Raw genomic sequence first — 14,198 nt, 5'->3', positions numbered from 1 at the left:
GGAAGACGCATGAAGAAGCAATCCACCGAGGCTTTCGATAGGCTCGCGCCCGAGACACGCCGTCAGCTATTGGCGGCAAATTCCGAGTATTCAGACCGCGAATGGGTAGCAAGCAAGCTGCAGCCCGTCCCCGCCAGGTACCACCATAGAATCATCAGGGACTACGCCGAAACCCACAAGGCCAATGGCCGTAGGGAAGCCAACTTAACCATGCTGCCGCTCGCGGAAATGTTCAATGATGGGCGGTTGAGTTTTTCCAGTCTGGACGATGAAATCCGCGAAGAAGCGCGCAAGGCCGCCACCAAAGCGTGGGAACTTTCCCAGCGCTACAAAACGCCGGAAGCCATCACCCAGGCACTGTTGCGCATGGCCGAAGAACGTGGAATAGAGCCACCAAAATTCAAGGACTTTGCCCAACTGTTCAACCGCATGACAAGCGTGCAATGGTGGAGGCGCAAGCTACGCCGCAGCTTTCAGAAATTCGAGGCCGCCGCCATCAAATGTGGCTTTGTACATCGCCGAGCAGGCGCTTATCTCTCCGATGAATCTTATCGCCGCTACCAACAGCATCAACACCAAACCGCCACCCTGCTGGAAAGCCTCGAAGCTGTCAGCGAAGACGGCGAAGTGATCGGCATGGGAGAACTTGCCGAACATAGCCTGAGTAATCCCGCGAACCGCCGCGCCCAGGTAATGACCATCATCAGCGGCACGGAACAATACGCCATGCAAAATGGCTACATGGGCTTGTTTCTTACCATCACCTGCCCCAGCCGGATGCACGCCCGCAAGTCACCCAGCGGCGAACTCAACCCGAAATACGATGGCACAAGCCCCAGGCGGGCAATGGGCTACATGCAAGGGAAAGTGTGGCAGCCGGCGCGGACTGCATTGGACAGGCTGGACGTAAAATATTTTGGGATACGCGTCACAGAACCACACCACGACGGCACACCGCACAGCCACATGCTGGTCTTTGTGAAACCTGAGCAGGCAGACATCCTAATAGACACCCTGAAAAGCTACGCCATGCGAGAGTCGCCCGACGAACCCGGTGCCGCAGAACATCGCTTCAAAGTCGAGATCATCGACCCTGCCAAGGGCAGCGCAGCGGCCTACGTCGCCAAATACATCGCCAAAAATTTGGATGGTTATCAAGTCGGAAATGACTTTGAGATAGACCAACCTGCCAAGTCAACAGCACCCCGTGCCGTGGCATGGGGAAGATTCTGGAATATCCGTCAATTTCAGTTTTTCGGGATTCCATCCATCACCAACTGGAACGAATTGCGGCGCATTAGAACACTTCCAGCGGGCTATGAGGAATCACTTGGCGCAGTGTGGCGAGCAGCAGACAGCGCCGATTGGGCAGGCTACATGGCCTTGCAAATGGACAAGAAAAAACGCCTGTCCCCACTGTTGAAAGACGAGGAAAGCACCCGCTACCGGGGCGAGCTATCCCGCCGTGTGGTGGGCTTGATTCTGCCCAATCCCAAAGCAGGGCAACCCGGACACATCATCACGCGGGACAAGAAATGGGTAGTGCAATTTAAGGATGGAAAACACCAGAAATCGGAATCGCACTACCCATTTCTTGCCCCGTGTGACGCCGCAAGGCCGGTTTTTTGCCCTCCTTGGACTCGTGTCAATAACTGTACGGGGGTTGAATTTAAAGGCTCTCCGGGGAATAGCCAGGTGAATTTTGAAAGTCCTGACGAGATCCCAATCCACTCCCCATGCAGGGACGAAGAAAGCCCGGAAAAAACGAGGCGAAGCCACAAAAAAATATGGCCGCCTGTCGAAACAGGCGGCCAATACAAAGGTTATGACCAATGAAGAATAGCACCACATCAAAAAAGCGTAAAGCCAAGGCCACTGGTCACCCGTCAAACCGGACATTGTGGGCATACTGGATGCAGGCCATTGAGCCGAAATCAGAGGCCATCAATCGTGCCTTTCCGGGCTACCACCCCCTGTGGGTGATGCAATCGCAGCGGATGAACGTCACTCCCGAACATTTCCTGTGGTTACGAAAGCAACTCATGAATATCACTCAGCACCAGGCCGCTGCCTATCTGCGTGTCAGCGTAGGCAAGGTCAGTGCATGGGAAAACGGCACGGAGCCCATGCCATTCATGGCGTTTGAATTGCTCCGACTGGTTTACGAATCGACCGCCAACCGACTTTCCCACGCGCAGTGGGACGGCTGGTTCATCGGCAAGGATGGCGGCTTTGTGTGCCCCGATGTGGGCAGCCTGAGTATCACGCCGCAAGACTTCGGCGCGTTGCAATACACGAAGGCGGAACTCGAAACACACCGTGCCGAAAATAGCCGCTTGAGGGCAGCCATTGCCGCACAGATCGCAGAAAATAACAGCTTGCGTGAACTGTTCGTGAATCAAGGCATGGTCGATGAACTGGAAAATATCCGCGACCGCATCGGCGAGTTATTCGGGCAGCTCAACACCGCCAAAATCTTCCAGATCAAACCCTCAAGGAAAGCAGCATGAGCCAAAGTATTTTTCTGACCAGAGATGAGCTGTACGAACTCACCGGCTACAAGCTCATCAGCAAACAGGCCGGATGGTTGAGGCGGAAAAACTGGCGCTTCGAAATAACCGCAAGCGGGCGGCCTATCGTCGCACGTTCCTATGTGGAAGCCATGCTGGGCGGCACGAAGCCCGCCAAGGAAGAGGAACGATTCAAGCCCAACTATGACGCAATCAGACCAGGCAGATAATCCAGCATGGGACGCAAGCGCAGCAAAAATCACAACCTCCCTCAGCACATGTCCATGAAAGGGAAAAGCTACTACCACGTCAGTAGCACGCCCCCGCGCAAGTGGACACCACTGGGCAACGACATCAACCAAGCCCGCCTAAAATGGGCAGAGCTTGAATACGAGGAAATCGACCCCCAGGACAAAACCTTTTCCGTCATCGCGGAGCGCTACAAACGCGAAGTGATGCGCCTGAAAAGCTACCGCACACAAAAGGATAACCTGCAGGAAATCGCCCGGCTGGTTGCCGTCTTTGGTGAAGCTCCAATAGATGCAATCATGCCGGAACACGTGCGGGGCTACATGGACATACGCGGCCAGACCGCCAAAGTCAGAGCCAACCGGGAAAAAGCCTTGCTGTCGCACATTTACAATAAAGCGCGGGAATGGGGCTACACCCACGCCGCCAACCCATGCGCAGGGGTCAGAGGATTCCGGGAAACCGGACGTGATCGGTACGTGGAAGAAGGCGAATTTAGCGCTGTATGGGCCAAGGCAAGCCCGCCAGTACAGGACGCAATGGACGTGGCCTATCTCACTGCCCAAAGGCCAGCAGACGTGCTTAAAATGAAGCGCGCCGACATACGCGAGGGCTATCTGTCAGTCACGCAAAACAAGACCGGGCAAAAGATGCGCGTCGAAATCGTCGGGGAGCTCAAGCAAGTGATTGACCGCATTCTGAACCGTCCCCGCCAAGCCATCGGGCTTTACCTCATCCAGAATGACAAAGGCCAGCCCCTGAGTACCGACAGCTTGCGCGGCGGGTTTGAGCGCGCACGCACAGCCGCCGGGGTCAATTTCCAGTTTCGGGACTTACGCGCCAAGGCTGCCACTGACCTGGAAGACCTGCACCACGCACAGAAACTACTCGGGCACAGTAACCGCGAAATGACCGAGCATTACACCCGCAAACGCAAGGGCGAAACCGTCCAACCAGTGAAGGCCAAAAAACGGGAATTGTAGAAACCGGGGCGAAATTGTAGAAAGTCCGGTTTTTCCGTAACTCACAAAGACCCGCGTATTTATTGGTGCCGGGAGGGGGACTCGAACCCCCACAGTGTTACCACCGGCGGATTTTGAGTCCGCTGCGTCTACCAATTCCGCCATCCCGGCCATGAGAGGTGAATCAAAGAGGGCGAATTATCCTCGAAATGCCGCCGGGCGGCAATCCTCAATGATGACAAGGTATAATCGCGCCTTGTATTGAGCCTTCTCCTATGCGCACTACCGATTTCGATTTCTCCCTGCCCGACGAACTCATCGCCCAGTTTCCGCCCAGCTCTCGCTCGTCCAGCCGGCTGTTGCATCTGGACGGCGCCAGCGGGCAGCTTGCCGATCGCCTGTTCACCGACCTGCCTGCCTACCTGCGGCGCGGCGATGTGATGGTGTTCAACGATACCCGTGTGATCAAGGCGCGCCTGTATGGGCGCAAGGCCAGCGGCGGGCAGGTGGAGCTGCTGATCGAGCGCGTCACCGGCGACCACGAAGCGCTGGCGTTCATGCGCGCCAGTCACGCCCCGCAGCCGGGCAGCACGCTCAGCGTGGCGGATGTGGTGACGCTGACGGTGCTGGCGCGCGAACAGGATCTTTACCGGCTGCGCTTCGATGGCAGTGCGAGCGTGCTGGATGTGCTGGAGCAATACGGTGCGCTGCCGCTGCCGCCCTATATCGAGCGTGCCGCCGACAGTGCCGACGATGCGCGCTATCAAACGGTGTACGCGCGCCACCCCGGTGCGGTGGCCGCGCCCACGGCCGGGCTGCATTTCGATGAAGCCATGCTGGCGCAACTCGATGCGATGGGGGTGATCCGCACCCACCTTACCCTGCATGTCGGTGCGGGAACATTCCAGCCGGTGCGCGTGGACGATCTCGCCGAGCATACAATGCACAGCGAGCGCTACACCATCCCGCAAGCCACGGTGGATGCGATTGCCCAGGCCAAAGCGGATGGCGGACGCATTGTCGCAGTCGGCACCACCAGCCTGCGCGCGCTGGAAGCTGCCGCGCAGTCGGGAAGCTTGATCGCAGGTGAAGGCGAAACCAGCATTTTCATCACCCCCGGCTACCGGTTCAAAGTGGTAGAACGCCTGCTCACCAATTTCCATCTGCCCAAATCCACGCTGGTGATGCTGGTGTCGGCCTTTGCCGGGCTGGACCATATCCGCCACGCTTACGCCCACGCGGTGGCCGAACGCTACCGCTTTTTCAGTTATGGCGACGCCATGCTGATCGAAAGAAATGACCATGGAATTTAAGCTGCACCGCACCGATGGCCTGGCCCGTCGCGGCACGCTCACACTCGCCCACGGCACGGTGGAAACACCCGCCTTCATGCCGGTCGGCACGTACGGCACGGTCAAGGCCATGTCGCCGTTGGAGCTCAAGGAAATCGGCGCGCACATCGTGCTGGGCAATACCTTTCACCTGTGGTTGCGGCCCGGGCTCGAAGCCATTGAAGCGCACGGCGGACTGCACAGTTTCATGGGCTGGGATCGCCCCATCCTGACCGACTCGGGCGGGTTTCAGGTATTCAGCCTGGGGGCGCTGCGCAAGATTACCGAGGAGGGGGTGAAATTCGCCTCGCCGCTGAATGGCGACCGGCTGTTCCTGACGCCGGAAGAATCCATGCGCATCCAGAAAGTGCTCAATTCCGACATCGTGATGATTTTCGACGAATGCACGCCCTACCCTGCCGAACCTGACGCGGCGGCATATTCCATGCGCCTGTCGCTACGCTGGGCGGAGCGCTCCAAGCTTGCCCATGCAGGCAACCTGAATGCGCTGTTCGGCATTGTGCAGGGGGGGATGTACGAAGACCTGCGCGACGAATCGCTGCGCGAACTCGCCGCCATGGATTTCGACGGCTATGCCATCGGCGGGCTTTCCGTGGGCGAGCCCAAGGACGACATGCGCCGCATCCTCGCCCATACTGCACCGCAGCTGCCGCAACACAAGCCGCGCTACCTGATGGGCGTGGGCACGCCGGAGGACATTGTCGCATCGGTGCAGCATGGCGTGGATATGTTCGACTGCGTGCTGCCCACGCGCAACGCGCGCCACGGCATCCTGTTCACCCGGCATGGCGACCTGCGCATCAAGAACGCGCGCTTTCGCACCGACATCGCACCGATAGATGCGCAATGCGGCTGTTATTGCTGCCGCAACTTCAGCCGCGCCTATCTGCACCATCTGATCCGCTGCGGCGAGATTCTCGGCGCGCGCCTGGCCACCCTTCACAACCTGCACTACTATCAGGAATTGATGGCCGGGCTGCGCATGGCGATCGAAACAGGTACATTAGGCGACTTCGTTGCCGGCTTCCACGAGCAGCGCGCGGGCTCATGTTAGAATGCCTCGATTTATTCAAGGAGTAAAACCATGCTGATTTCCAATGCTTTCGCTGCCGCCCCGGCGTCTTCCCCTACCGACGCGCTGATGAGCTTCTTGCCGCTGGCGGTCATCGCGGTATTGTTTTTCTTCATGATCATCCGTCCGCAGATGAAGCGCGCCAAAGACCTGCGCAGCATGCTTGAATCGCTGCAAAAGGGCGATGAGGTCGTCACCAGCGGCGGCCAGGTGGGCAAGATCGTCAAAATCGGCGAGCAGTTCATCAGCCTGGAAATTGCCGATGGCGTGGTCACCCACGTACAGAAAGCCACCGTGCAGACTCTGCTGCCCAAAGGCACCATCAAGGGGCTGTAATCCGGCTCTGTAATACTCATACCAAGTTTGTCCTCCATAAGGCCGCGCCGTGAACAGATTCCCGCTCTGGAAATACATCCTCATCGCAGTTGTGCTGGTCGTCAGCGTGCTGTATACGCTGCCCAATTTTTATGGCGAAGTGCCGGCGGTGCAGGTATCGCCCACGCGCAGCGCGATCAAGGCCGATGCCACCCTGATGCAGCAGGTCGAGGACGAACTCAAGGCGCAGAAGATTCCCTATACCGGGGCATTTCTCGATGCCAACAGCGTGAAGGTCCGCTTCGCCAGCAATGATGCACAGCTCAAAGCCAAGGATGCGCTCCAGGCGCGTTTCGGCGATGGTTACAGCGTAGCGCTCAACCTGCTGTCAGCTTCGCCCGCCTGGCTGACGGCGATTGGCGCCAAACCCATGTATCTGGGCCTGGACTTGCGCGGCGGCGTATATTTCCTGATGCAGGTGGATATGCCGGCAGCGCTGGACAAGGCGGCCGACCGCTACAACAACGATTTGCGCGTCCAGTTGCGCGAACAGAAAATCCGCTACATCGGCATCAGCCGCGTGGGGCAAAGCGTCGAAATGAAATTCAGCGACGCCGCCTCGCGTGCACAGGCCAGCAAGTACATCTCCGCCAACTTTGCCGATCTGGCACTCACCGAACAGGATAGCGGCGGCGACTACAAGCTGATCGCCACGTTGCGTCCGGAAGCACAAAAACGCACCCAGGAATTTGCCGTTCAGCAGAACATCACCACCCTGCGCAACCGCGTGAATGAACTGGGCGTGGCCGAGCCCATCATCCAGCAGCAAGGATTGGATCGCGTGGTGGTGCAACTGCCCGGCGTGCAGGACACCGCCAAGGCCAAGGAAATCCTGGGCCGCACCGCCACCCTGGAAATTCGCCTGGTGGACGAAGAGCACGATGTCACCGCCGCGCTGCAAGGACAGATTCCATTCGGCGATGACCTCTACATCGAGCGTAACGGACAGCCGCTGCTGGTGAAAAAGAATGTGGTGCTGACCGGCGATTACATCACCGACGCTTCCCCCGGCTTCGACCAGCAATCCGGCCAGGCCGCAGTGCATGTCAATCTGGACAGTCGCGGCGCGCGTATCTTCAAGGATGTAACGCGTGACAACGTGGGCAAGCGCATGGCCATCCTGCTCATTGAAAAGGGCAAGGCCGAGGTGATCACCGCGCCCGTCATTCGCGAAGAAATCGGCGGCGGCCGGGTGCAGATCACCGGCATGGAATCGGCTCAGGAAGCCTCCGACGACGCGCTGTTGTTGCGTGCCGGTGCGCTCGCCGCCCCCATGAATATCGTCGAGGAACGTACTGTCGGCCCCAGCCTGGGTGCCGACAACATCAAAAAAGGCTTCCATTCCAACCTGTGGGGTTTTGCCGCGGTGGCGCTGTTCATGATCGTCTACTACCGGGTGTTCGGTGTGTTCTCCACCGTCGCGCTGGCAGTCAACGGCCTGTTCCTGGTGGCGCTGCTGTCCATGATGCAGGCGACTCTCACGCTGCCGGGTCTGGCGGGTATCGCACTCACGCTGGGTATGGCGATTGATGCCAACGTGCTGATCAACGAGCGCATCCGCGAGGAACTGCGCAACGGCAATTCACCGCAGGCTGCCATCCACGCCGGTTACGACCGTGCCTGGGGCACCATCCTGGACTCCAACATCACCACCCTGATTGCCGGCGTGGCGCTGTTCTGGCTGGGTTCCGGGCCGGTGCGCGGATTTGCCGTGGTGCTGTGCCTGGGTATCCTTACTTCCATGTTCAGCGCAGTGACGGTGTCGCGCGCCATGGTCAACCTCACTTATGGCCGCAAAGTACGTCTGGCCAAAGTGTCCATTTAAGGCCTCAATCATGGAATTTTTCAAACTCAAAAAAGACATCCCGTTCATGCGCTACGGGAAGGTAACCACCGCCATTTCCCTGCTCACCTTTGTCTTCGCAGTGTGGGCGCTGGCGACCGAGGGCCTGAATCTGGGTGTGGACTTCACCGGCGGCACGGTGATGGAAGTGGCTTACACCCAGCCCGCCCAGCTGGATAAAATCCGCGCCACGCTGGAACACACCGGGCTGCCGGAAGTTTCGGTGCAGACCTTCGGCACCACGCGTGACGTGCTCATCCGCCTGCCGCTGAAAGGCAACACCACCAGTTCCAAGACCAGCGATACGGTGATGGCGGCGCTGAAGGCGCAAGACCCCACGGTGGAACTGAAACGCGTCGATTTCGTCGGCCCGCAGGTCGGCAAGGAGTTGTACGACAACGGCGCGCTGGCGCTGGTGGTGGTGGCGATCGGCATACTGATCTACCTGGCGTTGCGCTTTGAATGGCGCTTCGCGCTCGCCGCCATCATCGCCAACGTGCACGACGTGGTCATCATCCTCGGCTGTTTCGCGTTCTTCCAGTGGGAGTTCACCCTCACCGTGCTGGCCGGCGTGCTGGCCGTGCTGGGCTACTCGGTGAACGAGTCGGTGGTGGTGTTCGACCGGATTCGCGAAAACCTGCGCAAGATGCGCAAGACTTCGATCCCTGACATTATCGACAGCGCGATCACCACGACCATGAGCCGTACCATCATCACCCACGCGATGACCCAGATGATGGTGCTGTCGATGCTGTTCCTGGGCGGCGAAGCGCTGCACAACTTCGCCCTGGCACTCACCATCGGCATCCTGTTCGGCATCTACTCGTCGGTGCTGGTGGCCTCGCCGATACTGCTGATGCTCGGCGTCAAACGCGAGCACTTCATCAAGGACAACAAGCCCAAAGAAGGCGTAGCCTCCGACGGCGCTCAGGTCTGATTTCATGGAGATGCTGCATGAATTCATCACTTGGCTGCTCGCCACCGTCCACGGCTGGGGCTATGCCGGCATCTTCATCCTGATGGCGCTGGAATCCACCGTGCTGCCGGTGCCGTCCGAACTGGTGCTGATCCCGGCGGGCTACCTCGCCTATCAGGGGCACATGAGTCTGCCGCTGATCCTGATCAGCTCCACGCTCGGTTGTCTGTTTGGCGCCTCGATCAATTACGCCTTTGCGCTGTGGGTGGGGCGGCCGTTCCTGGAACGCTACGGCAAGTACTTCTTCGTGCGCCCGGCGCTGCTGCACAAGACTGACGTATTCTTTGAACGTCACGGCAAGATTTCCACGTTCACCGGCCGCCTGATTCCCGGCATCCGCCACCTGATCTCATTGCCTGCCGGACTGGCGCGCATGAACAAGACCGCGTTTGCACTCTATACCTGCCTCGGCGCCGGCCTCTGGTCGACTGTGCTCACCCTGCTCGGCTATTTCATCGGCGGCAATGAGCTGCTCCTCAAGGAATACCTGCAATACCTCAGCGTGGGCGTGATCATCTTCGTCGTCCTGGCAATTACCGCTTACTGGCAGTGGCAGCAGCGCAACGGCAAATAAGCCCGCCCCCCTCGCACGCCGCGGCCTGCCCGTGTGGTACGCCGAAAACCTTTGCATCCTGCTGCGGACGCTACCTCGCAGGGGAAGCCGCGCCCACGGCAGAGGTGCTGATGCGCTCGCGCTACACCGCGTTCACGCTGCAGGACGAGGCCTATCTGCTGGCCAGCTGGCATGCATCCACTCGCCCCGCTTCCCTTGATTTGCATGACGCGCCACAACCGAAATGGCTGGGCCTGAAAATCATCGCCCACGCAACCCAGGATGAAACCCATGCCACGGTGGAATTTGTGGCACGCAACAAACTGGCCGGACGCGCACAACGGCTGCACGAAGTAAGCCGCTTTTGTGTTTGAAGACGGCTGCTGGTATTACCTCGACGGCGAAACACCGCCGCGGATTCCAGTTCAAAACCGCTAGCGGTTCCAGTCAAAACGCGCCGCCGGACGGATTGACCTCATCGCATGAGGAACCAAATCCGTTTCAGATGTTACCCTGAGATACACTTACATACGCCCGTCTACACAGTAGATTTGGTCGTCATCTGATCTGACTTTCGGTTTGGATGGCTCTAACGAAAAATCAAAAATAAAATAACAATGAGCACTATAGTACCGATGCCAATATACATTTTTTACCTCCATCTCATAGCCCGCCCTCAGCGAGGGTAATTAGGCATGAGTTAGGTTCCATTGAAGCATTCACTCTTGATGATGTCTGTGCGCCAGCATACTTAGTGCATTCAACCTAACATCCCCAGCTTTTAAATCAATACGACTGACAGCATTGGGCTGGAATCGCTAGTATGTTTGGATTGACGTGCGTAGCTGTTTTAGCGCGGAACACCAGCGTCGTTCGTCCTGTCTGCGACAGGCTTACAGACGCCCGCTGCGCTTGATGTCCAGATAACGATTCACCAGCGCCACCGGCAGCCTCTCCGGCTCGACATCCACACCCAGCACACCGTACGCTTTAATCGCCTCATGCGACTTGCGCCGTTCCCCCAGATAAAGATGGGTCGCGCTATGGCGCAAGGCAGCGCCGAAATCCCTGACCGGTTCGGACAGAACATCGTTGATGATGCGTTCCTGCAGGCTGGCCAAAAGCACCAGATGGCGTTGCCGCATCAGGTGCAGAGCCGGGAGCAACTCGTCATTGTCTTCGTCGCGCAGATTGGTAACGAGCACGACCAGCGAGCGCTTGTTGAGACGAGTCATCAATTGCGTGGCCGCATTCAGAAAATCCGGGCTGCTGGTTCCCGCCTGCAAATCGTAGACTGTATCGAGCAGGCTATTAATCACCCCGGCGCCTTTGCGCGGCGGCAGATAGCACGGCCGTCCCCCGAACGCCATCAGTCCCACCGTATCGCCCTGCCTTAAGGCCACATAGGACAACAGCAGCACTGCGTTCAGCGCGTGGTCAAAATGGCTCAGCTCTCCGTCTTTGGCGAGCATGCGGCGTCCGCAATCGATCAGGAACACCACTTGCTGGTCGCGTTCATCCTGATATTCGCGCGAGGTCAGTTTCTTCAGGCGCGACGTGGCTTTCCAGTCGATCTGGCGCAGCATGTCGCCAGTCCGGTATTCACGCAGCTGGTGAAACTCCAGCCCTTCGCCGCGGCGCTGACGCAACCGTATGCCCAGCATGCTGAGCCGGTTGTCGGTCGCAAACAACGCGTAACTGGTCATTGCAGCAAAGTTCGGATACACCTTGACGCACTCACCCGTTCCCGCCTTGCGGCTGCGCCGCCATAGCCTGAGCGGCGAAGCAACCAGCACGCGGGTTGCAGCGAAACACTGTTCGCCGCGTTCCGTCGGCTTGATTTCATAGCTGATTTCGGCCCAGCCTGAAGCCGGAATTTGCGTCTGCGCGGGCATGCCCCGGACTTCGACATGCGCCGGGAAGTGGTCGAAAATCTCCAGCGCAATGGGTGATTTTGCAGCATGCTGAATGTGCAACCGCACCTCGCCCCAAACGCCCAGCGCGAGGGTGCCGGAAACCTGCCGCCGCACGGATATTTCTGGTTGCCGCAGCGTGGCAAGCAGGTCGACAGCGGCGACCAGCAGCATCAGCGCGCCGAGCCCTATCCAGACCATCACCAGCGTCGGCCAGAACGCTGCAATCACACCTGCGGCCAGCCACAACCACAGCAGATGGAACAGGCGCTTTGCGGGTATCACGCGCGCGGCGCTTTCACTTTTTCCAGCATGGCCTTCAGCACATCGTCCGCGCTCTGACCTTCGATTTCCAGTTCGGGGCGCAACGAAATGCGGTGGCGCAACGCGGCGATCGACACCGACTTGACGTCATCCGGGGTGACGAAATCGCGCCCGGCCAACAATGCCTGGGCACGCGCCGCACGGATCAGGGCAATACCGCCGCGCGGTCCGGCGCCGATGGCGATCCCCGACCACTCGCGGCTCTGGCGCACGATTTGCACCGCGTAGTCGTTCACTTGCTGATCCACCCGCAGGCCCGCCACAATTCGCTGTATCCCCAGCACCGTCTGCGGCTTGACGACGGTGGCGACGCGTTCCACATTGAGCGCATCGCCGGTTTGACCGGCGGTCACGCTGGCCACCAGGGATTTTTCTTCGTCTTCGCCCGGATAGTCGATCAATATCTTGAGCAGAAACCGGTCAAGCTGGGCTTCCGGCAGCGGATAGGTGCCTTCCTGTTCGATCGGATTCTGCGTGGCAAGCGTCATGAACGGCGGCGCCAGCGTCATGGATTGCCCCTCGATGGTGACCTGGCATTCCTGCATCACTTCCAGCAGCGCGGCCTGGGTTTTGGCGGGCGCCCGGTTGATTTCGTCCGCCAGCAGCAGGTTGGTAAAAATGGGGCCTTTGCGGATGCTGAACTGCTCGCTTTTCAGATCGTAGAGCGCATGGCCGGTGATGTCGGACGGCATCAGGTCCGGGGTGAACTGGATGCGCGTGAACGCACCGTCGAAGGTTTTCGCCAGCGCCCGCACCAGCAAGGTTTTCCCAAGCCCGGGCACGCCTTCGATCAGGACATGGCCGCCGGCAAACAAGGCGATCAATACCTGGTCCACAGTCTCGGTCTGTCCGATCAGCGCCTTGGCGATTTCCGAACGCATGCGTTGGGCAATGGCACTTGCCTGCGCAATTTTACTGGTTGGCGGGGCAGCCTCTGTTTCCATTGGGGTGGTTTCGTTCATAGCGTTTTCCTTATCGTCTCCAGCAGGATGATTGCGTCGGTAAACTCGGTTTCATTCGGGGCATGCTGTTCGAACAGGGCTTTTTGAATCGCGCCGGGCGTTGTGTTGGACAACTCGGCAAGCTGCATGGCGAGCGTTTCCCGAGGCAGACTGGCGAGCGCCGGGTGCCGAGACTCCAGCATCCGCAACAAGGCTGCGCGCGTGCCATTCAACAGTTTCGCACGCTGGCCCTGCTGCCACAGAAAACGCCCGCTTGCTTCGATATGATCCAGCAGGCGGCGTCGTGCCAGCGGCACTGCGGCGCGTATCGGGCCGAACCGGCGGCTGCTTGACCACAGCCATGCGACCAGCAGCAGGGCTGCGCTGACCAGCACCGGCCAGGCATTCGTACCCAGCCATTTCCACAGGGGCGGCATATCCCCGCCGTAGATCAGCCAGATTTCGCCCGGGTGCCGGTCGTGCGTCAGATACCACAGAAACGCCGCATTATCGTAACGGCCAATCGACGTATTGTGCATAAAATCCGCATCGCTCAATACCGTCAGGAAACCTCTGCCAAGGTGATAGCGCAACATATGCCCGCCCATATCGGCGGCGCTGGCAGAATGTTTTTCCTTGCCGCGATATGCAAGCGTTGTGCACGGCTTGAAGGACACCTGCATAAAATCGCTGGCTGCGGGAATATCCACGTTGGTCGGCACAAAAGGTTCACGCCCCTTGGCTGGATTGCTCACGCCCCTCACCCCAAGCCCGTTCAATAACCAATCTTGTGCTGGCCTGTTTTCGGTTGCCGAGGCATCGGCGGGTATGACAATCAGGTGGCCGCCCGCACGTACCCAACCCAGCAGTGCATTGGCTTGTTGAGGCCCTATCTCGTAGCGTTCGGTAGGTATCACCAGCGTGCCGTTGCTAGGTGGCAGGCCCACCAGGCTGGACATGCTTTTCGCCGGGCTGGTTTTGGTGTTCAGGAAACGTTCGGCAGCCAGCAGCGAGTTGTTACGCGCTTCGCCCTGGTAACCGACATGGACCTTATCGGAGACCAGTTCGAAATTCCTGTAAAACCAGTAGCCGCCCCATCCGCTCAGGGTCATAAGCAATACAACGACG

The 14,198-nt window shown here is 59.0% G+C and carries 14 protein-coding genes and 1 tRNA gene; 11 read left to right on the top strand and 4 right to left on the bottom strand.

What is annotated here, in order from left to right; genetic code table 11:
* The first annotated feature begins 9 nt into the window (after window positions 1-9).
* From ACFDAU_RS04125 to ACFDAU_RS04110, 4 genes are read left to right on the top strand one after another with little or no spacing between them, the layout of a single operon-like run.
* On the top strand, window positions 10-1,836 hold the full coding sequence (locus ACFDAU_RS04125; protein ID WP_413438749.1) for a replication endonuclease: 1,827 nt from the start codon (window positions 10-12) through the stop codon (window positions 1,834-1,836).
* On the top strand, window positions 1,833-2,510 hold the full coding sequence (locus ACFDAU_RS04120; RefSeq protein ID WP_413438748.1) for a helix-turn-helix domain-containing protein: 678 nt from the start codon (window positions 1,833-1,835) through the stop codon (window positions 2,508-2,510). Before ACFDAU_RS04125 ends, ACFDAU_RS04120 begins: the two co-directional genes overlap by 4 nt.
* Window positions 2,507-2,740: a DUF4224 domain-containing protein gene (locus tag ACFDAU_RS04115; protein ID WP_413438747.1), complete on the top strand. Its 234-nt coding sequence runs from the start codon at window positions 2,507-2,509 to the stop codon at window positions 2,738-2,740. Before ACFDAU_RS04120 ends, ACFDAU_RS04115 begins: the two co-directional genes overlap by 4 nt.
* Before the next feature lie 54 nt (window positions 2,741-2,794).
* Window positions 2,795-3,742: a tyrosine-type recombinase/integrase gene (locus tag ACFDAU_RS04110; RefSeq protein WP_413438746.1), complete on the top strand. Its 948-nt coding sequence runs from the start codon at window positions 2,795-2,797 to the stop codon at window positions 3,740-3,742.
* Window positions 3,743-3,805: 63 nt separating this feature from the next.
* Here ACFDAU_RS04110 and ACFDAU_RS04105 read toward each other — a convergent pair.
* Window positions 3,806-3,892, bottom strand: a tRNA-Leu gene (locus ACFDAU_RS04105).
* Between the two features lie 104 nt (window positions 3,893-3,996).
* On the opposite strand from ACFDAU_RS04105, the gene queA reads away from it, so the two are divergent.
* The 7 genes from queA to ACFDAU_RS04070 are packed head-to-tail and all read left to right on the top strand — an operon-like array spanning window position 3,997 to window position 10,266.
* Entirely contained in the window at window positions 3,997-5,034 is a 1,038-nt protein-coding gene (gene queA, locus ACFDAU_RS04100; RefSeq protein WP_413438745.1) for a tRNA preQ1(34) S-adenosylmethionine ribosyltransferase-isomerase QueA, read from the top strand.
* Window positions 5,024-6,127, top strand: coding sequence for a tRNA guanosine(34) transglycosylase Tgt (gene tgt, locus ACFDAU_RS04095; protein ID WP_413438744.1), 1,104 nt, complete (start codon window positions 5,024-5,026; stop codon window positions 6,125-6,127). Before queA ends, tgt begins: the two co-directional genes overlap by 11 nt.
* A 30-nt stretch (window positions 6,128-6,157) precedes the next feature.
* Window positions 6,158-6,481: a preprotein translocase subunit YajC gene (gene yajC, locus ACFDAU_RS04090; RefSeq protein WP_124705636.1), complete on the top strand. Its 324-nt coding sequence runs from the start codon at window positions 6,158-6,160 to the stop codon at window positions 6,479-6,481.
* 49 nt (window positions 6,482-6,530) lie between these two features.
* Window positions 6,531-8,345, top strand: coding sequence for a protein translocase subunit SecD (gene secD, locus ACFDAU_RS04085; protein ID WP_413438743.1), 1,815 nt, complete (start codon window positions 6,531-6,533; stop codon window positions 8,343-8,345).
* 10 nt (window positions 8,346-8,355) lie between these two features.
* Window positions 8,356-9,300, top strand: a complete 945-nt coding sequence (secF, locus tag ACFDAU_RS04080) for a protein translocase subunit SecF (protein WP_413438742.1) — start codon at window positions 8,356-8,358, stop codon at window positions 9,298-9,300.
* 4 nt (window positions 9,301-9,304) lie between these two features.
* Complete coding sequence (locus ACFDAU_RS04075) at window positions 9,305-9,913, top strand: DedA family protein (RefSeq protein ID WP_413438741.1); 609 nt, start codon at window positions 9,305-9,307, stop codon at window positions 9,911-9,913.
* Window positions 9,889-10,266 (top strand): YchJ family protein, encoded by a 378-nt coding sequence (locus ACFDAU_RS04070; protein ID WP_413438740.1) that lies wholly within the window; start codon window positions 9,889-9,891, stop codon window positions 10,264-10,266. The genes ACFDAU_RS04075 and ACFDAU_RS04070 overlap by 25 nt, the downstream gene beginning before the upstream one ends.
* A 519-nt stretch (window positions 10,267-10,785) precedes the next feature.
* On the opposite strand, the gene ACFDAU_RS04065 is transcribed toward ACFDAU_RS04070, so the two are convergent.
* From ACFDAU_RS04065 to ACFDAU_RS04055, 3 genes are read right to left on the bottom strand one after another with little or no spacing between them, the layout of a single operon-like run.
* Window positions 10,786-12,090, bottom strand: a complete 1,305-nt coding sequence (locus ACFDAU_RS04065) for a DUF58 domain-containing protein (RefSeq protein WP_413438739.1) — start codon at window positions 12,088-12,090, stop codon at window positions 10,786-10,788.
* On the bottom strand, window positions 12,087-13,091 hold the full coding sequence (locus ACFDAU_RS04060) for an AAA family ATPase (protein ID WP_413438738.1): 1,005 nt from the start codon (window positions 13,089-13,091) through the stop codon (window positions 12,087-12,089). Before ACFDAU_RS04060 ends, ACFDAU_RS04065 begins: the two co-directional genes overlap by 4 nt.
* The gene (locus tag ACFDAU_RS04055; protein WP_413438737.1) at window positions 13,088-14,182 is read right to left on the bottom strand and encodes a DUF4350 domain-containing protein; all 1,095 of its coding nucleotides are present in this window, start codon (window positions 14,180-14,182) and stop codon (window positions 13,088-13,090) included. Before ACFDAU_RS04055 ends, ACFDAU_RS04060 begins: the two co-directional genes overlap by 4 nt.
* Window positions 14,183-14,198: the final 16 nt, after the last annotated feature.

This window comes from Sulfuriferula sp. GW1, from assembly GCF_047300855.1.
GTDB lineage: Bacteria > Pseudomonadota > Gammaproteobacteria > Burkholderiales > Sulfuriferulaceae > Sulfuriferula.
The sequence above is the reverse complement of the archived record's forward strand: the minus strand, read 5'-3'. Positions and strand labels throughout refer to the sequence as shown.